Source organism: Fluviirhizobium alvei (assembly GCF_030551875.1).
Lineage (GTDB): Bacteria > Pseudomonadota > Alphaproteobacteria > Rhizobiales > Rhizobiaceae > Rhizobium_E > Rhizobium_E alvei.
Window position 1 is genome coordinate 23,872 of record NZ_JAUOZU010000003.1, and the last position, 25,564, is coordinate 49,435.

A 25,564-nucleotide genomic window follows, 5' to 3' on the forward strand; every position below is an offset into this window, starting at 1 on the left:
GATTTTGGTTTCCGGCGAGGAGAAAACCACAGACGGACCAAAAGGTCCGGCGCGGATTTTCGACAATGTCCGGAAGCCAAAAGCGCCCGGTCCTCCGGATGGGCCGGACATCCGTCCCCGACTTTGTCGCAATCCTCGACCGATACCTCTGCATCGCTCTCTGGTATGCTCCTCGTCGGATGACGGCGTCCGGTCCCAAGCAATCGGTTTCTATCGTTGACGCTTGGTATAAGCGTGTGATTCCCCCTTATAGCGTCGCTCGGCAAACTTCACACCCCCGACCGCTCGTCACCGAAACGAAGTTCGGATGTCGGCGCGCGACGGGCCCAAATTCAGCAATATTGTGACGGATTTGCGTCACCTCTTGATATTGAACAAGATAAACCATAGAAGATACGTGAGAGATGAAAAGCGAAGACGGGATGGAGTCGCTTGAGTGGCCGCCAGCCGAATGGTTTCGGCGCCTGACAAGTGGGCTCATCTGCCGACGAACCGTGCTCATCTTGGGTTCCTTTGCGCAAGAAACCATCGTGGTTTCCGGCAATTTATCGGCGGCGCGCCGCCAACCGTCCGGTCTCCGGGCAAATTCATTGGACCTCACGGTCTTGGACATTGGCATTCTCGTTTGGTCATTCGCCTTTGGCACAGGGAATTTTGAGTGCAGCGACACAGAGTGGAAACCCGGATTGGACGGTTTCCTGTCGCCCCCTGTTTCATGCGTTATCCGCGAGAACTAGAAAATTCGGCACAGAAAATCCGGCCCCCGAATCACGCGCCCCAGGGATCGCAGTTCGGCCCCCCGTCTTTCCTTGCCGAGGAGCGAAAGTTTCATGGCAGACAAAATGCTTATCGACGCGTCTCACTCAGAGGAGACGCGCGTAGTCGTCGTACGCGGCAACCGCATAGAAGAGTTCGATTTCGAATCCGAACACAAGAAACAGATCCGTGGCAATATCTACCTTGCCAAGGTCACCCGGGTGGAACCGTCTCTGCAGGCGGCATTCGTGGATTACGGCGGCAATCGCCACGGCTTTCTGGCCTTTGCAGAAATTCACCCCGACTATTATCAGATCCCGCTTGCCGACCGGCAGGCCCTTCTGAGGGCCGAAGCCGAAGAACATCGTCGTGATGACGATTTCGAACCGGCACCGACGGCTCCCACATCGGCTCCGGAAGCATGGCCGGTTGCATCTGACGAACATGCAGAAGATGTCCAGCCCGCCGTAAGCACCTGGCTCGGCCAGCCTGCCCCTGTCGCTGTTGCGGAAGAGTCCGAAGCTATCGAGCCGCAGCCTGAGGTGGAAGCCCCGGTCTCTGCCGAGGCCGTTGCCGAAGAAGCGCCGGCCGAAAAGCCCAAGCGCGTTCGCAAGCCGCGCGCCAAGAAGGCCAAGACGGAAGAAACCGTAACCGAAACCACAAGCGAAGGTTCGGACAGCGATGACGGCTCCACGCCGCCGGCCATGGCCATGGCCATGGATGTCGAATCCGTGTCGGAAGACGCGCCCCGCCGTGGTCGCGACGACGATGATGACGACGACGACGATGGCGACGAGGAAAAGGAAGTCATCGAATCGGTTGGCGCTGAAGATGCGATGGAAGAGGTTCCGGATCGCGTCTCACGCAAGCCGCGCAAGCAATACCGTATCCAGGAAGTGATCAAGCGCCGGCAGATCCTGCTCGTACAGGTCGCCAAGGAAGAACGCGGCAACAAGGGTGCCGCGCTGACGACGTATCTGTCGCTTGCCGGACGCTATTCGGTCCTGATGCCGAACACGGCGCGCGGTGGCGGCATCTCCCGCAAGATCACCAGCCCGCAGGACCGCAAGCGCCTCAAGGAAATCGCCCGCGATCTCGAAGTGCCGCAGGGCATGGGCGTCATCCTGCGCACGGCGGGTGCCAACCGCACCAAGGCCGAGGTCAAGCGCGATTTCGAATATCTGATGCGCCTGTGGGAGAATGTGCGGACCAAGACGCTCGCCTCCACTGCCCCTTGCCTGGTCTATGAGGAAGGATCGCTGATCAAGCGCTCGATCCGCGACCTTTACAACAAGGATATCAGCGAGATCATCGTCGCCGGCGAAGATGGCTATCGCGAAGCCAAGGACTTCATGAAGATGCTGATGCCGAGCCACGCCAAGGTGGTTCAGCCCTACCGCGATCTTCATCCGATCTTCTCGCGCGCCGGCATCGAAGCCCAGCTCGATCGTATGCTGCAGCCGCAGGTGACGCTGAAATCCGGTGGCTACATCATCATCAACCAGACCGAAGCGCTCGTCGCCATCGACGTCAATTCGGGCCGCTCGACCCGCGAACATTCGATCGAGGATACGGCGCTGCAGACCAATCTCGAGGCGGCGGAAGAAGTCGCCCGCCAGCTGCGCCTGCGCGACCTTGCCGGTCTCGTCGTGATCGACTTCATCGATATGGAAGAGAAGCGCAACAATCGCCTCGTCGAAAAGCGCCTCAAGGACCATCTGAAGAACGATCGCGCCCGCATTCAGGTCGGTCGGATCTCGCATTTCGGCCTTCTGGAAATGTCGCGCCAGCGCATCCGCGCTTCCGTGCTCGAAAGCACCATGCAGGTCTGCAGCCATTGCGGCGGCACCGGCCATGTGCGTTCGCAATCCTCCGTCGCCCTGCATGTTCTGCGCGGCATCGAGGAGTTCCTGCTCAAGAGCACGACGCACAATATCGAAGTGCGGACGCTGCCGGAAACAGCACTCTACCTCCTCAACCACAAGCGCTCGACCATTGTCGATTACGAAAACCGTTTCGGTGTTTCGATCGTCATCGAAGCCGATGCCGAAGTGACGACCCAGCATTTCGTGATCGAACGCAAGGAAGCGGTCGAAAACCCGGTCAAGATCGAGCAGTTGATCCACTTCCCGGTCGAGGAAGAGGATGATCCGGAAATTCCGGAATTCGAGGAAGAAGAAGAGGAAGTCGCAGAAAAGCCGGCCGCCAGCCAGCCGGCCCAGGCGAAATCCGAGGATCAGCCCGGCAAGAAGAAGAAGCGTCGGCGTCGGCGTCGCGGCGGCAACCGCAATGGTGCCGGCGAAGGCGAGACCAGCAGCGCAACCGCTTCTGATCTCTCCGACGATCAGGACGATGATGGTTCCGACGAGGAGAACGGTGCTGAAGCGGAGGAGGCTTCCGTAACGGAAGCCAACGCCCAGGCCGAAAAGGCGTCGAGCGAATCGGAAAGCCGCAAGCGTCGCCGTCGCGGCAAGCGCGGTGGCCGTCGTGGTCGCGAGGAAGGCGAGAACGGCGAAACCTCTGCCGCCGATGAAGCAACTGACGCAGCGGAAACCGAAGCTGCCGCCGAGGTCGTAACCGCCGAGGCGGAAGCGGTTGCCGAGGTTGTCGCAAGCGAAGCGCCTGCTGCTGTCGAAGAGGCTCCTGCAGCCAAGCCGCGGCGTGCACGCAAGCCCAAGGCAACCAAGGCGGAAGCTGCGACTTCCGAACCTGCGAAGGTCGAAGAGCCTGCAGCTCCGGCCGAAGAACCGGTCGCAGCTGAACCGGCACCGGTGGTCGAAGCAGCAGCCGAAACGCCGGCCGAACCCACCGTCGAAGAAGCAACCACCGAAGAACCGAAGGCGCGTTCAAACCGTGGCGAAGCCGCCATCAAGGCCTCCGAGCCAGTGGTCGTTTCCTCATCAGATGCCACCGCAGACGACAAGCCGAAGAAGTCCGGCTGGTGGAACAAAAGGGGGTTTCTTTGATTTCCTTGAACGACTTGTGAAGGGAAGTTAAAGCAAAAAACGAGGCCCGGTTTTAACCGGGCCTTTTGTTTTGATCGATTGTAGAAGAAAGGCCCCTATCGCAGCCAGCCGGACAGGCGATCGATCGCCTTTTGCATATCCGCTCCGGAACCGGCATAGGAAAAGCGCATCGCCCGGTGGCCATCGAGCGGATCGAAATCGATGCCAGGCGTCGCCGCGACATGAATTTCGCTGAGCATGCGCCGAGCAAAATCCATACTGTCATTGCTGTAGCGGGAAATATCGACATAGGCATAGAAGGCGCCGTCGGCCGGCGACAGCAGCGGCAGACCGAGCGCCGGCAGCCGCTCGGCGAGCAACATCCTGTTCGCCTTGTAGCTCTCCTTGACCTGTTCGAGCTCCGGCCCGGCTTCGAGTGCAGCAACGGCGGCAATCTGCGACAGTTCGGGCGGCGAAATATAGAGGCTTTGCGCCAGGCATTCGAACGCGCGCACATGAGTTTCCGGCAGCACCATCCATCCGATCCGCCAGCCGGTCATGCAATAGTATTTCGAAAACGAGTTGATAATGATGGCACTGTCGGTCAGTTCGAGCGCCGAAGTCTCCTCGCCCGCAAATGTCAGACCATGATAGATCTCGTCGGAAATGAAATGCACCGCGCGCTCCCGGCACCAGTCTGATAGCGCCTTCAGACCGGCCCTGCCTGTGACCGTGCCGGTCGGATTGGCAGGGCTCGCGAGAAGAACGCCCTTGAGACGGCACCCGGCAACCGTTTCGGCCGCTTCCAGTCCCGCTGGCGAGAGCGTGAAGCCCGACGCCTCATCGACCGCAACCTCAAGCACGTTCAACCCCAGGGCCTTGAGAATGTTGCGATAGGCCGGATAACCCGGTCGCGCGATCGCCACCCAGTCGCCGACATCGAACAGCGACAGAAAGGCCAGATTGAAGCCGGCAGAAGACCCGGTCGTCACGGCCACGCGACCGGGATCGATACTGACCCCATACCGGCGTTGGTAATGATCGGCAATCGCCCTCCGCAAAGGCGAGGTTCCAAGCGCATCCGTGTAGCCGAGCCGACCGTTCTCGAGCGCCTGGCGCGCGGCCACCAGCACTTTTTCGGGTGCCGGATGCCCGGGCTGCCCGACCGCCATCGAGACGACATCGACACCTTTGGCCTTGAGCTTGAGCGCTTCTGCGAGAACGTCCATGGCATGGAAAGGCTCGACTTCACTGCGGCGGGACAGGCTGGACACGATCAGAACTCCTATGAATGCCGCTCCTCTAACTGATTTCAGCTGCCGATCACAATCCCGCGAGACTTCGACGCAGGCACATATTTCAGTTTCGAAACCCAAATCCTGCCATTATAGAAGAACAAAACAGCCTGCACCGCCTCGCGGTTAAAAGGGAAGCTCGACATGACACTGAAAACATTGATTTCCTCCTCCGCGCTTGCGCTCGTGGCGCTTCTTGCGCCGGTCGCGCCGGCAAGCGCGCTGGACGACGCCCAGAAGAAGGAAATCGGGGAATTCATCCGCGAATATCTGATCGAGCATCCGGAAGTGATGATCGAGGTACAGCAGGCGCTTGAAATGAAGCAGTATCAGGCGCGCCTCAAACAGGCCGAGGTTGCTGTCCAGGAGAACCACGCCGAGATTTTCACCAGTGCCAATGACATGTCGCTGGGCAATCCCAACGGCAAGATCACGATCGTTGAATTCTTCGATTACAACTGCGGCTATTGCAAGCGGGCGATGTCGGATATGGACACGATCATCAAGTCCAATCCGGATGTCCGTTTCGTCTTGAAGGAATTGCCGATCCTCGGACCGGCTTCCGTTGCGGCCCACAAGGTCTCGAACGCCTTCCGCAAGATCGCCCCGGAAAAATATGCCGATTTCCATCGTATGCTTCTTGGCAGCGAAGAGCGCGCCGATGAGGATGTGGCGATCGAAGTGGCAACCTCTCTTGGCGTTTCCGAAGAAAAGCTGCGCGCTGAAATGGCCAAGGACGACGATTCGGATGCCCAGGCGACCGAACTTTTGGCCCGCAAGCTCGGCATTTCGGGCACCCCCTCCTACGTGGTCGGTAACGAAGCCATTTTCGGCGCCATCGGTGCGGAAGCGATCAACCAGAAGATCGCCAATGTCGGCCAGTGCGGCAAGACGACCTGCTGAGCAAATCGACCTAACCAACCTGAATACGCACCGCCGGATCTTGTGGACAACAAGAACCGGCGGTTTCGCCCCTTTCCCTCCGGGGCCGCTCGGTTTATAGGAGGGGATTGTGTGACCACGGAAAAGAGTTCATGAGCTCAACAATATTTGTCCTGAACGGCCCGAACCTCAACATGCTTGGGAAACGGGAACCAGGCATCTATGGCGGCAAGACGCTCGCAACCATCGAAGCCGATTGCCATGCCAGCGCAGCCGAACTCGGCCTGAAGGTCGATTTTCGCCAGACGAACCATGAAGGCGTTCTCGTCGACTGGCTGCACGAGGCGGATGATAAGGCAGCTGCCGTCTGCATCAATCCGGGCGCTTACGGTCATACTTCGATCGCGCTCCACGATGCCATCCGGGCCATCTCGGTGCCGGTCATCGAACTGCATCTGTCGAACATCCATGCACGCGAGGAATTCAGGCACAAGACCTGGACCGCACCCGCCGTCAAAGGCGTGATCTGCGGCTTCGGACCGAATTCCTATATACTGGCGCTTCAGGCTGCCAAATCGTTGATCCAATAACAAGAACCGGGAAATTCAGAACAATGGCTGACAAAAAGTCGGGTATCGATCAAGCGCTCATCCGCGATCTCGCCAACATCCTCAAGGATACCGATCTGACCGAGATCGAAGTTGAACAGGACGACCTCCGGATCCGGGTTTCGCGCAACAGCCAGCCTGTTTTCGCACAGGCTTCCTATCCTGCGTACGCCCCGCCGATGGCAGCCATGCCGGCTGCCGCCCCTGCGGTCGCCGCACCGGCCGCCGCGGCTGCCGAGCCCGCCAAGGCTGCCGCACCGGCTGGCTTCACCCTCGCCTCGCCGATGGTCGGCACCTGCTACCATGCTCCGGCACCGGGTTCGGCTCCGTTCGTCGAAGTCGGCTCAACCGTCAAGGAAGGCCAGACCGTGCTCATCATCGAAGCCATGAAGACGATGAACCAGATTCCGGCTCCGCGCAGCGGCAAGATCGCAGCCATCCTCGTTTCAGATGCGGCGCCCGTCGAATTCGGCGAACCGCTCCTGATCATCGAATAGGCGGATCGCGATGCTTTCCAAAATCCTCATAGCCAATCGCGGTGAAATCGCGCTTCGTGTCCTCCGGGCCTGCAAGGAGTTGGGCATCGCAACCGTGGCCGTGCATTCGACTGCCGATTCGGATGCCATGCATGTCCGCCTCGCCGACGAGAGCGTCTGCATCGGTCCGCCGCCCTCGCGCGATTCCTATCTGAACATCCACCAAATCGTCGCCGCCTGCGAAATCACCGGCGCCGACGCCGTGCATCCGGGTTACGGCTTCCTGTCGGAAAACGCCAAGTTCGCCGATATTCTCGACGCGCACGGCATCACCTTCATCGGCCCGACCGCTGACCATATCCGCATCATGGGTGACAAGATCACCGCCAAGCAGACAGCCAAGGATCTCGGCATTCCCGTGGTCCCGGGTTCGGCTGGCGAAGTTGCCACCGAAGCCGATGCCCTCAAGACCGCGCGGGAAATCGGCTATCCGGTGCTGATCAAGGCGACTGCCGGCGGCGGCGGTCGCGGCATGAAGGTTGCGCGCAGCGAAGACGATCTGCTCGAAGCTTTCAATACGGCCCGCGGCGAAGCGGCAAGCGCGTTCGGCAACGATTCCGTTTACATGGAAAAGTATCTCGACAAGCCGCGTCATATCGAAATCCAGGTGTTCGGCGATGGCGCTGGCAACGCGATCCATCTCGGTGAACGCGATTGCTCGCTACAGCGTCGTCACCAGAAGGTCTGGGAAGAAGCCAACTCCCCGGCACTGAATGTCGAACAGCGCAAACGGATCGGCGAGATCTGCGCCAACGCGATGAAGAAGCTCAAATATCGCGGCGCTGGCACCATCGAGTTCCTCTATGAGAATGGCGAGTTCTATTTCATCGAAATGAACACCCGCCTTCAGGTGGAACATCCGGTTACCGAAGCCATCACCGGCATCGATCTCGTGCATGAGCAGATCCGGGTGGCGTCGGGCAATGGCCTGTCGGTGACCCAGGACGAGATCGAATTCTCGGGCCACGCCATCGAATGCCGTATCAATGCCGAGGATCCGCGCACCTTCGTGCCCTCGCCCGGCACGATCACTTTGTTCCATGCCCCCGGCGGTCTTGGCGTTCGCGTCGATTCCGGTGCCTATGCCGGCTACAAGATCCCGCCCTATTACGACAGCCTGATCGGCAAGCTCATCGTGCATGGACGCACCCGCGTCGAATGCCTGATGCGCCTGCGCCGCGTGCTCGACGAGTTCGTCATCGACGGTATCAAGACCACGCTGCCGCTGTTCCAGGATCTGGTTTCCAACCCGGATATTGCCAATGGCGATTATGATATCCACTGGCTGGAAAACTACCTGGCTGAAACGTCGGCCTGACGGATCGGGTGATGGCACGCTCCTCATCGGATATGCCTGCCATCACCCCTGACATTCTGCTGCGCGCCTATGCGAGCGGCCTCTTTCCGATGGCGGAATCTGCTGATGACCCGGATATCTTCTGGGTGCAGCCCAAACTCCGCGGCATCATCCCTCTCGATTGCTTCCATGTTTCCCGGAGCCTGGCCAAGGCAATCCGCGCTAAGCCCTTCGAGATCCGATACAACACCGCCTTTGATCGTGTCATGCGCCTCTGCGCCGAACCGGCAGCGGATCGCCCGACCACCTGGATCAATCCACTCATCCTTCTGCTCTACGGCGAACTGCACAAGATGGGCTATGCCCATAGTGTCGAGGCCTGGGAGGGCAACGAACTGGTCGGCGGCCTCTATGGCGTCTCGCTCGGCTCCGCCTTTTTCGGTGAGAGCATGTTCTCCCGTCGTACCAACGCCTCGAAAATCTGCCTGGTCCATCTGGTCGAACGGTTGAAGGAAAAGGGCTTCACCCTTCTCGATACCCAGTTCACCACCGATCACCTGAAGACCTTCGGCGCCATCGATGTGCCGCGAAAGCAATATGAGAAGCTGCTGGCCGCGGCCATGGAATCGCCCGACCTCAATTTCTGACAAAAACGGTCCGGATCACTTTGCAACTCTTGATTTATTCGACTCCCGATAAGATAGTGCAAGCCTATTCCATGGAGTCCAAATGAAACTTCTTGTCCTGTTTTTTGCGCTGTTCGCATCCCTTTCCTCCACATCCCAGGCCGCGACTTACCAGGAACTTTTCGGCAAGCTGCCGGAAAACCCCGAGCTCGCCGAGATCGTCAAGACGATCGATTTTCAGCAGGGCAAGATCGATCTGCCGGTCGCAGAGGCCAGCCTGAAGCTTGGAAAAGATTTCTATTATCTTGGCGGTGAGGACACCGAAAAGGTGCTGGTGAAGATCTGGGGTAACCCGCCGGGTGCCGCCAATGGCACGCTCGGCATGATTTTCCCCGTCCAGTTTGCGCCCGAATCTCAGGGGGCCTGGGGCAGTATCATCACCTGGGATGAAGAGGGACACGTATCGGATGATGATGCGGCCGCAACCAATTTCGACGCCGTTCTGGCCGATCTGAAGCAACAGACGCTGGATGCCAATCCCGAGCGCACAAAAGAGGGCTATGAACCGATTACGCTGGTGGGTTGGGCCTCGCCGCCTCACTACGACCGCGACAGGCATGTGCTGCATTGGGCGCGCGATCTGCTCTTCGGCACCGATCAGGCAACTCCCCACACACTGAATTACCAGATGCGGGTTCTAGGCCGTGAGGGCGTCGTGGGTCTCAATTTTGTCGCCGGCATGGATCAGCTCGAACAGGTCAAGCAGAGCATCGAGCCGACCATGGATATCATCGCCTTCAATCCGGGCAAGGCCTATGATGACTATGTGGAAGGCGACAAGCTTGCGGCCTACGGGCTGGGCGGGCTGATCGCAGCCGGCGCCGGCGCCAAGATTGCCGCAAAGCTCGGCTTCCTGGCGATCTTCCTTGCCTTCTTCAAGAAGGCCGGTGTTGTCGTCGTCCTGGCGCTGGGCGCGCTTCTGAAGCCGGTCCTCGGCCTCTTCCGCCGCAAGCAACCGGAACCGGTGGCTCAGACCGTGGCAGAGCCGGAAAACAAAGATCAGGACGCGTGATTCTTATCTGAAGGGTGATGCAGAGCGCGTCACCCTTCGCGCCAAGTCTCCGTTATAGAAGATGACTTCTAAAGCCTACTGGCTCTTGGTTTCCGTCTCGCTCGGCGCCGGCACATCGGATGATTGCTTGCAGCCCGTGAGCCAGACGTCATAGACCGGATGGTCGACGGCATTCAGACCCGGCGAAGCGGCAAACATCCAGCCCGTAAAGATCCGGCGAATCTTGCGATCGAGCGTGATCTCATCGACTTCCACGAAGGAAGAGATCTTCTGCGCTTCGGTCTCGTCGCGGCTGTAGCAGACGCGCGGCGTCACCTGAAGCGCGCCGAACTGAACGGTCTCATCGATATAGACATCGAATGTGGTGGTGCGGCCGGTGATCTTGTCGAGACCGGCAAAGACGGCGACGGGATTCTTGATCTTCTCGGCCTGCGCCAGACCCACCGGCATGACGATGGTTGCAGCAAGAGCGGCAACGGCAAAAGCCGCTGCACGATTGATCGAAAATCCGTTCATGTCGCCTCGTTTCCGCACGCTGGTCATCGCGTGAGCGATAAAGCGCAAATATGGCCGCAAGAGGATGTCAGCCGCGCGGCGTCCAGGCGTCGTAGTCGCCGGTCACCCGCGGGCGTTCGCCGCCAGCCGCCATCGAACCCTTCGGCCGATAGGCGAAAGCGGTACCGGTCTTGTTGGCCTGATGCGGCTTCTGCCATTCGCGCGCCTTGTAGCTCTCGTCGGTCGGCGGCGTATCGGTGCGATGATGCATCCAGCCATGCCAGGCCACCGGAATCTTGGACGCATCGGCATAGCCGTTATAGATCACCCAGCGGCGCGTACGGCCTTCGGGGTCCTTCCCGCCTTGATAATAGGTATTGCCGAATTCATCCTGGCCAACCCGCTTGCCATGACGCCAGGTATGCAGGCGCGTACCAGCCGTCTGTCCGTTCCACCAGGTGAAAAACTGCACGAGAAATTTCATGATCGGGTCCTGACATTCATTTCCGGGAGTCGCGCGAGACCCGGTTCAGACACTCGCTTATGCCGCCGACAGCGTGGAAAGTCCAGCCTTGTTTGAAGTTGGAAGCGCCGGAAATACCAAAGTTTCAACGGCTCTTTTGCCACGCTCGAAATGGAGCGGCTGGCCTCAGAAGGCGAGCGTCTTTTCGAAGATAAGCGCCGGCAGACCCGATTGGTCGGCAGCGCAATTTTCGGTCCGCCCGACCTCGGCAAAGCCCAGCCCCTCGTAGAATCGGATGGCCTTGGCATTTTCTGGCGACACTTCGAGCTTCATGCGCTCGGCATCGGGAAAACAGGTTTCGACTTCGGCGAAAAGGTCGCGACCGATGCCCTGCCCCTGCAGATCCGGATGCACATAGAGCTGGTGCAACATCGCCGTCTTCTTCTCGGTGGCAGACATGGACGCATAGGCCATGCCGCCGATGCGCCTGCCATCGTCGGCAACCACGAATTCGGAATGCGGCCGCGCGAGTTTTGCCGACAGCGCGGCCACGGAATGCCAGGCCTTTGTCAGCGCTTCCACCTTTTCGGCACCGTAGATCGAATCGTAGGTCGCGTGCCATGTCGCCCGCAACAGGTCCGACACGCGGGCGAGGTCGGACTCCGAAGCGGACCGGACGAAGAAGGTCATTCCTCGATCCCGAGCTTGGCCTTGACGAGCGCCTGCACCGCCTGCGGATTGGCCTTGCCGCCGGTTGCCTTCATCACCTGGCCAACGAACCAGCCAGCCAGCGTCGGCTTGGCCTTGACCTTGGCGACCTGGTCGGGATTGGCAGCAATGATATCATCGACAGCCTTCTCGATCGCACCGGTATCGGTCACCTGCTTCATGCCGCGCGCCTCGACGATCTCGCTCGGTACGCCGCCCTCGTTGAAGACGATTTCGAACAGGTCCTTGGCGATCTTGCCCGAAATGGTGCCATCGGCGATCAGGTCAATGATACCGCCCAGCTGATCCGGCGACACCGGCGTTTCTTCAATGCCCTTGCTGGCCTTGTTGAGCGCACCCAGAAGATCGTTGATCACCCAGTTGGCCGCAATCTTGGCATCGCGGCCATCCGCCAGCTTTTCGAAATAATCGGCAATCGCCTTTTCCGACACTAGCACCGAAGCGTCATAGATGGTCAGGCCGAGATCCTTGACGAAACGCTCCTTCTTGTCGTCCGGCAGTTCCGGAAGATCGGCCAGAAGCTTGCCGACGAAATCATTGTCGAATTCGAGCGGCAGCAGGTCCGGATCGGGGAAGTAGCGATAATCATGCGCATCTTCCTTCGAACGCATCGAGCGGGTCTCGCCCTTGGCCGCGTCGAAGAGGCGGGTTTCCTGGTCGATCGAGCCGCCCTCTTCGAGGATGGCGATCTGGCGACGGGCTTCGTATTCGATCGCCTGGCCGACGAAGCGGATCGAGTTGACGTTCTTGATCTCGCAACGGGTGCCGAATTCGCCGCCCGGCTTGCGCACCGAGACGTTGACGTCGGCGCGCATCGAGCCTTCGTCCATGTTGCCGTCGCAGGTGCCGAGATAGCGCAGGATCGTCCGAAGCTTGGTGAGATAGGCCTTGGCCTCGTCGGACGAGCGCAGGTCGGGCTTGGACACGATTTCCATCAGCGCCACGCCCGAACGGTTGAGATCGACATAGGACATGGTCGGATGCTGGTCGTGCAGCGACTTGCCGGCATCCTGCTCCAGATGCAGCCGCTCGATGCCGATTTCGATATCTTCGAACTGGCCCTGACGGTCCGGACCGAGTGAGATCACGATCTTGCCTTCGCCGACGATCGGATCCTTGTACTGCGAAATCTGGTAGCCCTGCGGCAGGTCCGGATAGAAATAGTTCTTGCGGTCGAACACCGAGCGATGGTTGATCTGGGCCTTCAGGCCAAGACCGGTGCGAACTGCCTGCTTGACGCATTCCTCGTTGATCACCGGCAACATGCCGGGCATTGCGGCATCCACGAGCGAGACGTTGGAATTCTGCGGCCGGCCGAATTCGGTCGAGGCACCGGAAAACAATTTCGAATTGCTGGTCACCTGTGCATGGACTTCCATGCCGATCACCACTTCCCAATCGCCGGTGGCGCCGGGAATGAAGCGTTTCGGATCGGGGGTACGGACGTCGACAATGGTCATTTTCCAGCCTTCTGCATCAGCCATCAAGGGATATTCTCCGGTAAAACAATCCGGGGACCGAGGCAAGTACCAAGGCACGTTTCCGGATCGCCGGAATAGATCCTGTTGCGATCTCCGGGCTGAAAATGCAATCCCGTGAAGGGCTTCAAGTCGTCTGCGCAACCTGCTAACATAGTTCTCGTATCAGGTTCGCATCCGGTGTCATGAGTAAAACGAATCGAAACATCCGTGCCGAAGGCGCAAAGATCGGCATGGCATTTCTGCTGGCCACGACGCTTCTTGCGTCTCCGGCAGCTGCGTTCGAAATTTTCGGCTGGAAATTCTTCGAAAAAGAGGCCGATCCGGCCATCACCGATCCGCTGCGCTATGACGTGACCCTTGCCACCGGAGACAAGGACATCGATGAAGAGCTGCAGGATACGTCGGCTCTGTTCCAGGACCGCAAGGACCCGGTCAATGGCGACCTCGGTTTGGTCATCAAGGCCCGCGACGATCGCGACCGCCTCATCGCGCGCCTCTATGAAGATGGCCGCTACGGCGCCGTTGTGAAGGTCGCCATCGATGGCACCGATATCGAAAATCTGCCCGCAGTCCCCGTTTTCCCGCGGGATCGTCCGGTACCGGTCAACGTAACGGTGGAGCCTGGCCCAACCTTTACGATCGGCAACATTCATTTAACGGGCGACGCCGCCCGGCTTGATCCGGCAGCCTACAAGCTCGTGCCGGGTGGACCGGCAGGCTCGAACCTCGTTATCAATGCCGCCAACCGTATGGTCGCTGATCTAGAGGCCGAGGGCCGACCGCTTGCCAAACTCACCGAACGCAATCTGGTCGCCGATCACGAAACCAACACGGTCGAGATCACCATCGGCGCCAATGGCGGCCCGGTCGCAGATGTCGGCACTGTCAAGGCGCATGGATCGGCCTCGGTCGATCCGGAATTCGTCGAGACCTGGTCGCGGCTTGAACCGGGCCGTCGCTATTCGCCGGAAGAGATCAAGGATGCCTCCGAACGCCTGCGCAAGCTCGGCGTCTTTTCCTCGGTGGCAATCACGCGACCGGATCGGTTGTCGCCGGATGGCACCATTCCGCTCGACATCGCACTTGTGGATGGCAAGCAGCGCTATTTCGGTGTCGGTGCGCAGTTTTCGTCGATCGATGGCTTTGGTTTTTCGGGCTATTGGGGCCACCGCAACCTGTTCGGCAAGGCCGAATCCCTCAAGCTGAGCGGCTCGGTCTCGCGGCTTGGCGAGACCTGGGATATCCAGGACCTTACTTATGTAACTGCGCTCGAATTCTCCAAGCCGGCGATTTTCGATGCCTATTCCACACTCAACGCCCGCCTGTCGGCGGAAGCGGAAAGCCCAGACAGCTATCGTTCGAAATCCCTCACCGCCGAGGCGAATATCGGTTATGATTTTTCGAAGATCGATACGGCGACCTTCGGTGTCGATCTCACGCTCAACCAGAGCGAAGACGAGGTTTACGGCCAGTCGCGCTTCCTGACACTGTCCAAGCCCGTCAGCTGGCAACGTGATGCGAGCAATGACAAGCTCAACCCGACCAGCGGCTATCGCTTCAACCTTGCCGCCACGCCGAGCTACGAATTCCTGCACGATAACTTCTTCACCACGCTGGAAGGGTCTGTGTCGGCCTACCAGGGGCTTGGTTCGGAAGATCAGGTCGTGCTCGCCGCCAAACTGTCGGCCGGCACGCTACTCTTTGCCCCGGATCTCGCCGATGTGCCGGCCACGCGGCGCTTCTATGCCGGTGGTGGCGGATCGGTACGCGGGTTCGGCTATCAGGAAATCACCCCTTACAATGCCGATGGCGAAGCGCTCGGCGGCCGTTCCTATCTGCTGGGTTCCTTCGAAACCCGCATCAAGGTCACCGACAGTGTCGGTCTGGTTCCCTTCATCGATGTCGGCAGCGTCACGAGCAGTTCGACACCCGGCTTTTCCGATTTCCGCGCCGGTGCAGGCATCGGCCTGCGCTATGCGACGCCCTTCGGCCCGTTGCGGCTTGATGTAGCGATGCCACTCAACCCCTATCCGGGCGGCAGCCGCTACGGTATCTATGCTGGTATCGGCCAGTCCTTCTGATGATGGTGGCGAAATCGCGTTGGGAGGGGGAATTGCCCAGACCGGGCCGCATTGTTGTGGCATGGAAGAGTTGAAATTCGGCCGGATACACCCAGATGCGCCTCTGGGCCACATGAAGTGACGTTGCGAAGCGGGAACGATGACTGAAGCACCAAAGCCCTCCCTGGTCCGAAAGATCATCCTACGCAGTTTCGCGACCCTTGCAGGGCTGCTGGCGCTTCTCGTTGCCTTTCTGGCGTTCGTGGCGGCCACGGGCATCGGAAGCCAGTTCCTTGCCGGACAGGCCGCCCGCCTCGCGTCTTCCACAGATCTGACGATCACGATCGAAGGCACCGAAAATCTTCTGGGCAGTGACACGCGCGTCAAGCGCATCACGCTTGCCGATACGAAGGGCCCGTTCGCCGAGATCGAAGGTGTGGCAATCGACTGGTCGCTGCGCGAACTGCTGACCCTTCGCTTCCACGCGACCGATCTCGTTGCCGACAGCATCCGTTTCGATCGCCTGCCGGTGACCATCGAGCCGTCCCAACCGAGCTCGGGAGAGTTTTCGCTTCCAGTGGAAGTGAAAATCGACCGGATCGAACTGGCCCGCATTGTTCTCGGCAAGGAGCTCGTCAAGCAGGAAACCGTCCTCGCGCTCGCCGGTTCCGCCCAGGCGGTTGAGGACCGGATTTCCGCCCAGATCACGGCCTTGCAGGCCGAACGGCCCGAAGCGCAGGCCAGGATCGATCTCGACTATCGCATCAACAGCCAGTCTCTCACGGCCAATGCCAGCATCAGCGAGCCGAAAAACGGCATCATCGCCCGATTGCTCGCCTTGCCCGGCCTGCCTCCCGTCGCCATCGACATTGCCGGCAAGGGCCCGCTTTCCGACTGGTCGGGAACCATCGCCGCCGATGTCGATGCCCAGCGCATCTATGATGCCGAATTCCGCCATGCCCTGGTCGACACCGGACTGCATACGATTGTCCTCAAGGGTGACGGTCAGCTCGGCGCGCTGATGCCGCCCGACCTCAAGAGCCTGTTCGCGGGGCGGACGCTGCTCAATCTCGAAGCGGGATTCGATGCGAACGGACTTGTCACCATCACCTCCGGCGAGGCACGCAACGACAGCCTGATCCTGACCGCAGGCGGCACGCTCGATCCCAATGGGGCGGCCGATCTTCTGGTCAAGCTCGAAGCACCTCAGGGCGAGATCGATTTCGGATGGACGCTGGCCTCCGGCTCTCTCGCTGCCAAGATCAAATCGGCGGAAATGCGGATTGCCGGCACCTACGCGGCCGCAACCCTCGATGCTTCGGCAACTATCGGCTCGCTTGCCTTGCCGCAGGGCACGTTCGGGTCGGTAACCCTTACAGCAAAAAGCGGCGATCTGGATCTCGGCAAACGCACAGGAACGATCGAAGCGAGACTGACCGCAGCCGATATCGCCATGGCGGATCCCGCACTTGCGCGTCTGGTCGCGGCACCCGCCGAAGTCCGCACCACGCTGCGTCTCGGCGAAGTGGAATGGTCCATCGATCGTCTGGCGCTCGAAAGCCCGGAGATCGGCGGAACACTTGCAGCGCGTTTCATCCCCGGAACGCAGGCGCTGACAGCGCAGCTCAAGACCTTTGTCCGTTCCGGTGCCATCCTGCCTGCCGATCTCGCCGCAAGGGCCGGCGAGACGGTATCGCTCTCGGCAGAACTTTCCGGAACGCTCGGCGAACATCTCGCCCTCAGCAATGCAACGGTCAAATCCGGCCTCGCAACGATCGATGCCACCGGCAGCCTCGATGGCGATAGCATCACGCTCGATCTGAAGGGCACGGTACCGGAGCTCGCCGCCCTGTCGCCCACCTTGGCCGGCAAGGCAGATCTGGTCGCATCCTTGTCCGGTTCGGTAACCGCCCCGGATCTGAAGCTCGAACTTGCCATCCCCGAAGGCAAGATCGCCGGCCAATCGCTGCAGGCGCTTACCGCGACGATTGCCGGCAAGGCGGATGCGAATGATCCCCGGGCGCGGCTTGATCTAACCGCGAGCCTTGCGGGGCAGGCGATCACGGGCGGGCTCGATCTCGTGCGCAGCAATGGCGCTCTCAACCTCTCCGGAATCGTGTTCGAGGCGGCGCCCAACCGCATCACAGGCGCGCTTTCACTTGATGACGCCTTCAAACCGAAAGGGCAGTTCGATCTCGCCCTCAGCGATCTTGGCCGCCTTGCCGCACTTGTCGGCGTTGAAGCCACGGGCGCCCTTTCCGGCAAGACGACGATAGAACCGGCAAAGGATGGATTGAGCGTCAATCTGGCCGCGACGGGAGAGACGATCTCGTCTGCGGGCGTCACGATCACCAAACCCGATCTGGCACTGGTTTTCAACAGCACCAATGGCGGCACGCTCACCGGACAGTTCCAAGCCAAGGCGCTTTCCTCCGCAGCCGGCCCGATCGACAATCTGACGCTCAAGCTTGAGGGCGCACTCGCCCAGATCAATTACCAGCTGGATGCGACCTACGATCAGGCACCGGTGACGCTGGCCGGCACGATCCGCAACGACGCCGATGGCCAGGCGATCGAAATCGCGCAGCTCTCTGCCACTCCGCGAGGCATTCCGGTTGCACTCGAGCTGCCAGCCATCATCTCGATCAAGGAGGGCGTCACCTCGATCGATGCCTTCGCGCTCGCGGTCGATAGCGGCAGCCTCACCCTCGCAGGAACGGCCGGCAAGGACCTGAACCTGACCGCGAAACTCGATCATCTCCCGGCCGCGATCGCCAACCGCTTTGCCGAAGGCGCAGGCCTCTCCGGCACCGTCACGGCAAGCGCGACAATCACCGGACCGGCCTCAAAGCCGGAGATCCGCTTTACCGTCGGCATTCCGGACCTCGGCGCATCCGCTCTCGGCGCGGCTGGTGTGAAACCGCTCGACATCAAGCTCGATGGCGGGCTGGCAGACAATCGAATGCAGTTCAAGGCAACCGCCACCAACACGGACGCCCTGGCGCTTTCCGCAAACGGGACGATCGGTCTTGAGAGTGGCAACCCGGCTGATATCGCGCTCACCGGTCAGGTCCCGCTCAATGTGGCCCTCGCAAGCCTGGATACCAGAGGGCGCAAGATCGCGGGCCGCGCCGAAATCGCAGCAACGCTGAAAGGACCGATTGCGAGCGCGACGCTCGCTGGCAAGATCCGCACTGACAAGGCTACGGATGCCGAACTCGGCGATTTCGGCCTGACCGCCGATCTCGGTGGCCAGCTGCCGGATCGCTTCCAGCTCGACAGTCTGTCGGTTCGGACCAACGCCTTTGAAGCTGCCGGCAAGGCCGGTTATGCGGCAGGCGATGTAAGTGCGGATATCAAGGGCCGGCTGTCCGACATCCGTCTCCTTCTCCCCGATGCCTCGGGTGCCGCAGACTTCACGCTCTCTGCTGCCGGCAAGCTGCCCGCCCTGCCTGTCACGGCAACCGTCCTCATGCAGGATGCAAGCCTTGCCGGTCGCAAGGTCAAGGATCTCACCGTCCGTCTCGACGGCGTTGCAGATTCCACTGCGCCGACGGCAAAGATTACGGTCAACGGATCGCTCGATGGACAAGTCGTGGATATTGCCGCCGATGTGGTTGGTAAACAGGGTCAATTCTCGCTTCCCTCCCTGTCTGCAAAGATCGGAAAGAACACGGCCAGCGGCGCCATCGCGCTCGGCGACAATTTTCTGCCGGCTGGCAAGGTCTCATTCAATCTCCCAGACATTGGCCTGCTGGCCGCTCTGGCAGCCCAGAAGGCATCCGGCGATCTTGCTGGCGAAATCGATATCGCCTCTTCGAACAACAGGATTTCCGCAACCGTCAAGGCGAGCGGCAAGGGCATCGAGGCCGCCGGCGCCCGGATCGACCAGCCACGGATAAACCTGGTGATCGAGGACATCGCCGCGGGCCGTATCTCCGGCACGATTGCCGCAAAGACAATCACATCCGGAGAAAACAGGATCGGCGATCTCGCTCTCGCATTCGATCGCGCCGGCAACCAGACCGGTTTTGACCTCAAATCACTCTTCGACGGCAAGCCGCTGACCGCCAAGGGCAGCCTCAACCAGACCGCCGATGGTCTGGCGATTGCGCTTGACGCCTTTCAGGGCACGCCACGCAAGATCCCTGTCCGCCTGCAGAAACCGACCGTGATCCAGATTCTCAATGGCGGCGCCCGCCTTGACGGTCTTTCGATCGAGGCCGGCAAGGGCAATGTCACTGTCAGCGGAACTGCAGGCGACAGGCTTGACCTCAAGATCGGCGTGCGCGCGCTGCCACTCAGCCTCGCCAACATCTTTTCACCCGGGCTCGGCGCCGAAGGCAGTCTCGATGCATCGATCACGGCCAAGGGCAGCGCAGCCGCACCGAGCGTGAGTTACGATGTAACCTTGAAGAATGTCGCGGCCAGCCAGACAAAATCGCTGGGTTTGAAAGCCTTTGCCATCGGCGCCAAGGGCAAGCTCGAGAACAATGTCGTGTCGGTCGTTCTTTCCGCCTCCAATCCGGACCGGCTGCAGATCAGGCTCGGCGGCACGGCGGGTCTTGCAAAAGGCAACCCGCTCAATCTCACGGTCGATGGAACGCTTCCCTTCGCGGTCGCCTCCGGCATCCTGGCGCAACAGGGGATCGCTGTGAAGGGAGATGCAAAACTCGCTCTCAAGATCGCGGGCGCCGCTGCGGATCCGCAGATCTCCGGCACCATCTCCACATCGGGCTCGGAACTCACCGTCATCCGGCAAAATCTCGTGCTCGAGAAACTCAATGCCCGGGTGGCCTTGACGGGCAAGCAGGCAACGATCGAAGCGATGACGGCCAATCTGCGTGGCGGCGGTTCGGTCGCCGTTAGCGGTACCGTCGGCTTTGCGCCCGGATCCGGCTTCCCCGCCAATCTCGCAATCAAGCTCGACAATGCCGTCTATACCGATGGCAAGCTCGTCGCGTCGAAACTGTCCGGAGACCTCAAAGTCACGGGCAATCTCTTGGCGGGACCAAGGCTCGGCGGCACGATCAACATTGCACGAGCCGACATTACCATTCCAGAAAAGCTGCCGTCGTCGCTGGCGCAGATCAAGGTGAAGCACAAGAACGCCTCGCCCGAGATCAAGGAGCAGGCCCGCGAACTGGCCGCCGATCGCGGCAGCCAAGACAAGGGCAAGGAGAGCAGCGGCCTGGTGCTCGACCTGAAAATCTCTGCACCACGCAAGATCTTCGTTCGCGGTCGAGGGCTCGATGCCGAACTGGGCGGCGACGTCACGATCACCGGCTCATCAGCAGCACCCAACGTCTCCGGCGGCTTTACCATGCGGCGCGGTCGCCTGGCGATCGCCGGCAAGCGGCTCGATTTCTCCTCGGGAACCATCAGTTTTGGTGGCGGCATGCTGCCGGAGCTCAATCTCGTCGCCACCAGCACCGTCAGTTCTACGACCGTCAGCGTAACCGTGAGCGGGCTTGCAGACAATCCGGCTTTCACCTTCTCATCCTCGCCTGCCCTGCCCCAGGACGAAGTGCTGGCCATGCTGATCTTCGGTCGCACCTCGACCGGTCTTTCTCCGGTCCAGATCGCGATCCTTGCGGATGCTGTGGCCACACTGTCGGGTGGCCAGTCCAATTCCCTGTTCAACAAGCTGCGTCAGGGCCTCGGCGTCGATAATCTCGACGTCGGCACCGACGACAGTGGCAAGGCCTCAGTCACCGCTGGTAAATATCTCAACAACCGCACCTATCTCGAACTGAAGCAGGAATCGGACAACAGTTCGAAAGCGGCGATCAATCTCGATATAGGCAAAGGTGTGAAATTGCGTGGCGAAGCCGGCTCGGACGGTTCGGCCGCCACCGGCATCTTCTACGAAAAGGAATATTGAGCCGCGGCGCTAGCTGGTTTCAGAACTGTCCGTACGGCAGGTCCGAAACATCTTCCTCGAACAGGATCTTGACGAGGCCGACCGTGTCGACGTCGCGGTCGAGCTTGTCGGACCAGACCGCGGTCATCCAGTTGATCTGGTAGCCCCGGTTCTTGAGAAAGGCGAGCGCCGGCCCGTTCTGGGAATGGGTTTCCACCGTCACGCGGTCGTATTCCTGATCGCGGATTTCCTGTTCCAGCTGCTGCAGCAACAGGCCGCCGACCCCCTGACGTTGCCAGATCGGATCGACCCAGAGATCGGTAATGGCATTGTCGAGATTCTGCCGCGCCGCCCATCCCAGAATCTGTCCACCCTTTTCGGCAACATCGATCGACAGATAATACTGCTGGGTGAATTCGACGAAGGCCCGCAGGGCATTGTCCCGCATCAGGTTGGCATCGATCCAGCCTTCGATCGCACTCTCCCAGGCACGCAAGCCGATGGCAGCAAGCTCAAGCGCTTCGTCTTCCCGCGCATTGCGGATGCTTGTCATGGATTCTCCCGGCCAATGATTGTGCAAGCCTAGCAAGGGAAAAGAGTTTTCGCCAGTGGCTAAACGGCTCGATGCACCGTCTCTTCTGCGCGTCGCACCCAGGCCCATACGAGCACGATGGTTGCCATGGCGACCGCTGCCTGAAGCCAGAAATAGACCATGAAATCGATTGCGGACCCGTAAGGCGGATTACCGGGCAAGGCATCGCGCATGGTCGGGATCACGAACAGCAGGGCCGCAATCCACACCAGAACCTCGAAATTGAAGTCGCGATTGTGCAGCATGACATGGATGGCGACCCAGAGGGAGCAGAGCGTCACCACGATAACGGAAAACACCGAAAGCCCGATAACGAACAGTTCGATCCCCGACCGGGAAAGCGTGAGGATATCCCCCACATCCTTTTGGTTGCTTGCATCTTCGACCATCGTCACCGTGAGATTGTGCGGAATATCGTCCAGCACCGTGCGCATCGGAATGGGATGATTGTCGACACTGGCTTCGATATCGAGTTCGGCACGATACTGATCGAAGGGATAGTTGAGGATATCGCCGGAATCGATTTCGATCGTCGCGGCCATGGGCGGCAAAACGGTGTTGGCGAGGAACGTATGCTCGACGAACCCGTCGCCCCCCTCCACCTTCAGGCTGATATCCTTGCTGAGCTTGCCATCCTTGCCCACGAACTCGCCGCCAATCGGCAACAGATGCAGCACCAGCTTGCCGTTGTTGAAATCGGCCACGGCGATATCGATCGTCAGGGCCGTCGCCGGCGCGTTCGACGGAATGCTGACAGGCACATGCCGATGTTCGAAGGCGAACATGATGTTGACGCCGCAATAGGCCACAACGCTGATGAATGTCAGCACGAACAGAAGAACGGTGCGCGCCTTGCGGCTCGTCGTCTTCGGTCCCGCGGCCGGTGCCGGCAGGCCCGGCGTCTGCGGCTCGATCGCCCCGCCATGGCGTAGCGTCACGATCGTCTCGGCAATTCGCGCGCCGTCCTCGGCAAGACGCAATTCCGCATCGATCCGCTGCGGCGGCTGGCCTTCGGCGTGCAATTTTTCCTTCAACCGTTGCAACAATTGCGGCACATGGCGCGACAGAGGCACATCCTGCGCGGTCGACCAGTAATGTTCGAACGTTCTTTCGAACAAGGAAATATAGCGATTGCTTTCGCCGACCTGCGACATAGCTTTTTTCCGACCACTAAAATGAACTCAATAAAAGCTTCTGGCCCAATACTGTCCCCGGCCCGATAGCATTCCTAGTCTTATGCATAGTCTTGTAGAAATCAAATACGTATTTTGACGTGGGTTTACCCAGAAAAACAAAGCCGACAAATGCCCCCTTTGGCTCCCATCGCGGACATCGACAGGGAGGCTCGGATCATCTTGCAGAACCGGTCCGCCTGCCCTATATCGGGCCTATCGATGGAGTTTGGATGTTCCGTACACAAGAGACCCGCTGAAGGCCGTTGCCCGCTTTGAAGCGCGCAATGGCCAGCAACAAGGAACCCCGGTCGCCTTTGGCGCCGGATAGTTTGTTGCGCCCTTTTAAGGGCCAGTCGGAATACTCATCATGGACATCAATCGCTCGGAACAGCGAATCCTTCACCTGCTCGCCCAAGGCGGCTGGATCGAACATACAAGATCTGAAAAAGCCAAGATCGCCAGCGTCCGCTGCTTCAGCCGCGATGGCTGGATCTATCCTGGTCTCGATCTCGACCTCTTTCGCAAGCTGAAGAGGCTGAAGGCCATCGCCTCCAGACAAGGCAAACCCTACCGGATAACCGAACGCGGTCTGGCACTCGTCCGCGCACAGCTCGACAACTGCTAGCCGAAAAACAGGAAACGCCGCGAGTTTCTGATATCGCGGCGTTTCGATCGTTTCATTGATACGCCCGCTGCCGCTCTCGGTCTGGCCGGGAGCGTCGGCTTCTTACCACCAGCGCTCGGCCGTAAACTTGCCCGCGGCCTGTTCGATCACATGGGCCGTCTGGAACAGGGTTTCCTCGTCGAATGGCTTGCCGATCAGCTGCAGGCCGAGCGGCAGACCCTTGTGATCGAGACCGGCCGGTACGGCAATGCCCGGCAGGCCGGCCATGTTCACCGTCACAGTGAAGATGTCATTGAGATACATTTTCACCGGATCGTTGGCGAGGTCCTCATCGGCAATGCCGAAGGCGGACGACGGGGTCGCCGGTGTCAGGATCGCATCGACACCCGCATTGAAGGCGAGTTCGCAATCGCGCTTGATCAGCGTCCGCACCTTCTGGGCCCGGATGTAATAGGCATCGTAATAGCCGGCCGACAGAACATAGGTGCCGATCAGGATACGGCGCTTGACCTCGGAGCCGAAACCGGCGGCACGGGTCTTTTCATACATGTCGGTAATATCGTTGCCCTCGACGCGGAGCCCGTAACGGACGCCATCATAACGGGCGAGGTTGGACGAGGCTTCCGCCGGTGCGACGATATAGTAAGCCGGCAGCGCATATTTGGTATGCGGCAGCGAGATATCGACGATCTCGGCACCGGCGTCCTTCAGCCAGGCGATGCCTTTCTGCCAGACGGATTCGATTTCCTCCGGCATGCCCGCGACACGATATTCCTTCGGAATGCCGATGCGGATACCCTTCATCGAGCGGCCGATCGCCTTCTCGTAATCCGGCACCGGCAGATCGACCGAGGTCGTGTCCTTCGAATCGGTGCTCGCCATCGATTTCAGGAGAATGGCGGCATCGCGCACGTCACGCGCGATCGGACCGGCCTGATCGAGCGACGAGGCGAAAGCAACGATGCCCCAGCGCGAGCAGCGTCCGTAGGTCGGCTTGATGCCGACCGTACCGGTGAACGCGGCCGGCTGGCGGATCGAACCACCGGTATCGGTTGCCGTTGCACCGGCGCAGAGCTGGGCGGCAACGGCAGCGGCAGAACCGCCCGACGAACCGCCGGGAACCAGATCGGCATTGGAGCCCTTGGCACGCCAGGGGTTCTTCACCACGCCGTAATAGGAACTTTCGTTGGACGAACCCATGGCGAACTCGTCCATGTTGAGCTTGCCAAGCATGACGGCGCCGTCATTGAAGAGGTTCTGCGTCACGGTCGATTCATATTCCGGCTTGAAACCATCGAGAATGTGGCTGCAGGCCTGCGTGTGAACGCCCTTGGTGGCGAAGAGATCCTTGATGCCAAGCGGAATACCTTCGAGTGCGCCGGCCTGGCCGCGAGCGATGCGCTCGTCGGATTGCTTGGCCTGTGCGCGGGCAATCTCCGGCGTTAGCGCCACATAGGCATTGATGGCAGGATTGGCGGCATCGATCGCCTGAATATAGGCCTCCGTCAGCTCCTGGGCGGTAATTTCCTTACCGGTGAGCTTGGCGCGGGCTTCTGCGATGGTCAGGCTGGTCAGTTCGCTCATGGATCAATTCACTTCGTGTCAGGCAGCAAGCTGCTTGTGGTAAAAGACCGAAAATTCGGAGTTGGGATAGTCGAGCACCGGGCCACAACGGGTGAAGCCGGCTTTCTCATAAAGCGCCCAGGCATCGGGATGACGGTCACCGGTTTCGAGAACGAGCGTCTCGATTCCCTCGTTCATCGCCTTGTCGACCATTTCGCCCAGAATACGGCGGGCGATGCCCTGGCCTCGCCATTCGGGGCGGGTATACATCCGCTTCACTTCGCCGATCCGCTTTCCATGGCGCCGCATCGCACCGCAGGCAACGGCCTCGCCATGCTCCCGGCAGACCCAGAGGGTGCAGTCGGGTTCCGCAAGTTCCTCCACCGACAGGTGAAAACAGAATTCCGGCGGAGTCAGGCTCAGAAGATGGGCGTTGAGCTCGGAAACCAGAGCCCGGACCTCATCCTGCAACGGCGATTCTATGGCAACGGAAAGCGCCAT

19 protein-coding genes are annotated in these 25,564 nt (G+C 60.1%); 10 read left to right on the top strand and 9 right to left on the bottom strand.

The window, feature by feature from the left end; all coding sequences use genetic code 11:
- Window positions 1–830 precede the first annotated feature (830 nt).
- Window positions 831–3,722 carry an Rne/Rng family ribonuclease gene (locus Q4481_RS03700; RefSeq protein WP_304374939.1) on the top strand — a complete coding sequence of 964 codons (2,892 nt, stop codon included), beginning with the start codon at window positions 831–833 and terminating at the stop codon, window positions 3,720–3,722.
- A 95-nt stretch (window positions 3,723–3,817) separates the two neighbouring features.
- On the opposite strand, the gene Q4481_RS03705 is transcribed toward Q4481_RS03700, so the two are convergent.
- Window positions 3,818–4,975 (bottom strand): pyridoxal phosphate-dependent aminotransferase, encoded by a 1,158-nt coding sequence (locus tag Q4481_RS03705; protein WP_304374940.1) that lies wholly within the window; start codon window positions 4,973–4,975, stop codon window positions 3,818–3,820.
- Between the two features lie 165 nt (window positions 4,976–5,140).
- Here Q4481_RS03705 and Q4481_RS03710 point away from each other — a divergent pair, with 165 nt between their 5' ends.
- From Q4481_RS03710 to Q4481_RS03735, 6 genes are all read left to right on the top strand, one after another.
- Window positions 5,141–5,899, top strand: a complete 759-nt coding sequence (locus Q4481_RS03710) for a DsbA family protein (RefSeq protein WP_304374941.1) — start codon at window positions 5,141–5,143, stop codon at window positions 5,897–5,899.
- A gap of 131 nt (window positions 5,900–6,030) precedes the next feature.
- Entirely contained in the window at window positions 6,031–6,468 is a 438-nt protein-coding gene (gene aroQ / locus Q4481_RS03715; RefSeq protein ID WP_304374942.1) for a type II 3-dehydroquinate dehydratase, read from the top strand.
- A gap of 23 nt (window positions 6,469–6,491) precedes the next feature.
- A complete protein-coding gene (accB, locus tag Q4481_RS03720; RefSeq protein WP_304374943.1) occupies window positions 6,492–6,983 on the top strand; it encodes an acetyl-CoA carboxylase biotin carboxyl carrier protein in 492 nt (163 codons plus the stop codon).
- 10 nt (window positions 6,984–6,993) lie between these two features.
- A complete protein-coding gene (gene accC / locus Q4481_RS03725) occupies window positions 6,994–8,340 on the top strand; it encodes an acetyl-CoA carboxylase biotin carboxylase subunit (RefSeq protein ID WP_304374944.1) in 1,347 nt (448 codons plus the stop codon).
- Between the two features lie 11 nt (window positions 8,341–8,351).
- Window positions 8,352–8,966, top strand: a complete 615-nt coding sequence (gene aat, locus Q4481_RS03730) for a leucyl/phenylalanyl-tRNA--protein transferase (RefSeq protein WP_304374945.1) — start codon at window positions 8,352–8,354, stop codon at window positions 8,964–8,966.
- An 82-nt stretch (window positions 8,967–9,048) separates the two neighbouring features.
- Entirely contained in the window at window positions 9,049–10,017 is a 969-nt protein-coding gene (locus Q4481_RS03735; RefSeq protein ID WP_304374946.1) for a DUF2167 domain-containing protein, read from the top strand.
- A gap of 75 nt (window positions 10,018–10,092) precedes the next feature.
- Here the strand turns inward: Q4481_RS03735 and Q4481_RS03740 are convergent, their stop codons facing one another.
- From Q4481_RS03740 to gatB, 4 genes are all read right to left on the bottom strand, one after another.
- The gene (locus Q4481_RS03740) at window positions 10,093–10,533 is read right to left on the bottom strand and encodes a DUF2155 domain-containing protein (protein WP_304374947.1); all 441 of its coding nucleotides are present in this window, start codon (window positions 10,531–10,533) and stop codon (window positions 10,093–10,095) included.
- A gap of 67 nt (window positions 10,534–10,600) precedes the next feature.
- The gene (locus Q4481_RS03745; RefSeq protein ID WP_304375086.1) at window positions 10,601–10,999 is read right to left on the bottom strand and encodes an NADH:ubiquinone oxidoreductase subunit NDUFA12; all 399 of its coding nucleotides are present in this window, start codon (window positions 10,997–10,999) and stop codon (window positions 10,601–10,603) included.
- A 162-nt stretch (window positions 11,000–11,161) separates the two neighbouring features.
- Window positions 11,162–11,665: a GNAT family N-acetyltransferase gene (locus Q4481_RS03750; RefSeq protein ID WP_304374948.1), complete on the bottom strand. Its 504-nt coding sequence runs from the start codon at window positions 11,663–11,665 to the stop codon at window positions 11,162–11,164.
- Window positions 11,662–13,164 (bottom strand): Asp-tRNA(Asn)/Glu-tRNA(Gln) amidotransferase subunit GatB, encoded by a 1,503-nt coding sequence (gene gatB / locus Q4481_RS03755; protein WP_304375087.1) that lies wholly within the window; start codon window positions 13,162–13,164, stop codon window positions 11,662–11,664. The genes Q4481_RS03750 and gatB overlap by 4 nt, the downstream gene beginning before the upstream one ends.
- A 203-nt stretch (window positions 13,165–13,367) precedes the next feature.
- On the opposite strand from gatB, the gene Q4481_RS03760 reads away from it, so the two are divergent.
- Entirely contained in the window at window positions 13,368–15,266 is a 1,899-nt protein-coding gene (locus tag Q4481_RS03760) for an autotransporter assembly complex protein TamA (RefSeq protein WP_304374949.1), read from the top strand.
- Between the two features lie 139 nt (window positions 15,267–15,405).
- Entirely contained in the window at window positions 15,406–21,129 is a 5,724-nt protein-coding gene (locus Q4481_RS03765) for a translocation/assembly module TamB domain-containing protein (RefSeq protein ID WP_304374950.1), read from the top strand.
- A gap of 19 nt (window positions 21,130–21,148) precedes the next feature.
- On the opposite strand, the gene Q4481_RS03770 is transcribed toward Q4481_RS03765, so the two are convergent.
- Complete coding sequence (locus Q4481_RS03770) at window positions 21,149–21,661, bottom strand: GNAT family N-acetyltransferase (RefSeq protein WP_304374951.1); 513 nt, start codon at window positions 21,659–21,661, stop codon at window positions 21,149–21,151.
- Between the two features lie 59 nt (window positions 21,662–21,720).
- On the bottom strand, window positions 21,721–22,854 hold the full coding sequence (locus Q4481_RS03775; RefSeq protein WP_304374952.1) for a DUF8686 domain-containing protein: 1,134 nt from the start codon (window positions 22,852–22,854) through the stop codon (window positions 21,721–21,723).
- Window positions 22,855–23,242: 388 nt separating this feature from the next.
- Here Q4481_RS03775 and Q4481_RS03780 point away from each other — a divergent pair, with 388 nt between their 5' ends.
- Complete coding sequence (locus tag Q4481_RS03780) at window positions 23,243–23,500, top strand: YjhX family toxin (protein WP_304374953.1); 258 nt, start codon at window positions 23,243–23,245, stop codon at window positions 23,498–23,500.
- 102 nt (window positions 23,501–23,602) lie between these two features.
- Here the strand turns inward: Q4481_RS03780 and gatA are convergent, their stop codons facing one another.
- Together gatA and Q4481_RS03790 are read right to left on the bottom strand one after the other, a co-directional pair.
- The gene (gene gatA / locus Q4481_RS03785) at window positions 23,603–25,084 is read right to left on the bottom strand and encodes an Asp-tRNA(Asn)/Glu-tRNA(Gln) amidotransferase subunit GatA (RefSeq protein WP_304374954.1); all 1,482 of its coding nucleotides are present in this window, start codon (window positions 25,082–25,084) and stop codon (window positions 23,603–23,605) included.
- A gap of 18 nt (window positions 25,085–25,102) precedes the next feature.
- Window positions 25,103–25,564: a GNAT family N-acetyltransferase gene (locus Q4481_RS03790; protein WP_304374955.1), complete on the bottom strand. Its 462-nt coding sequence runs from the start codon at window positions 25,562–25,564 to the stop codon at window positions 25,103–25,105.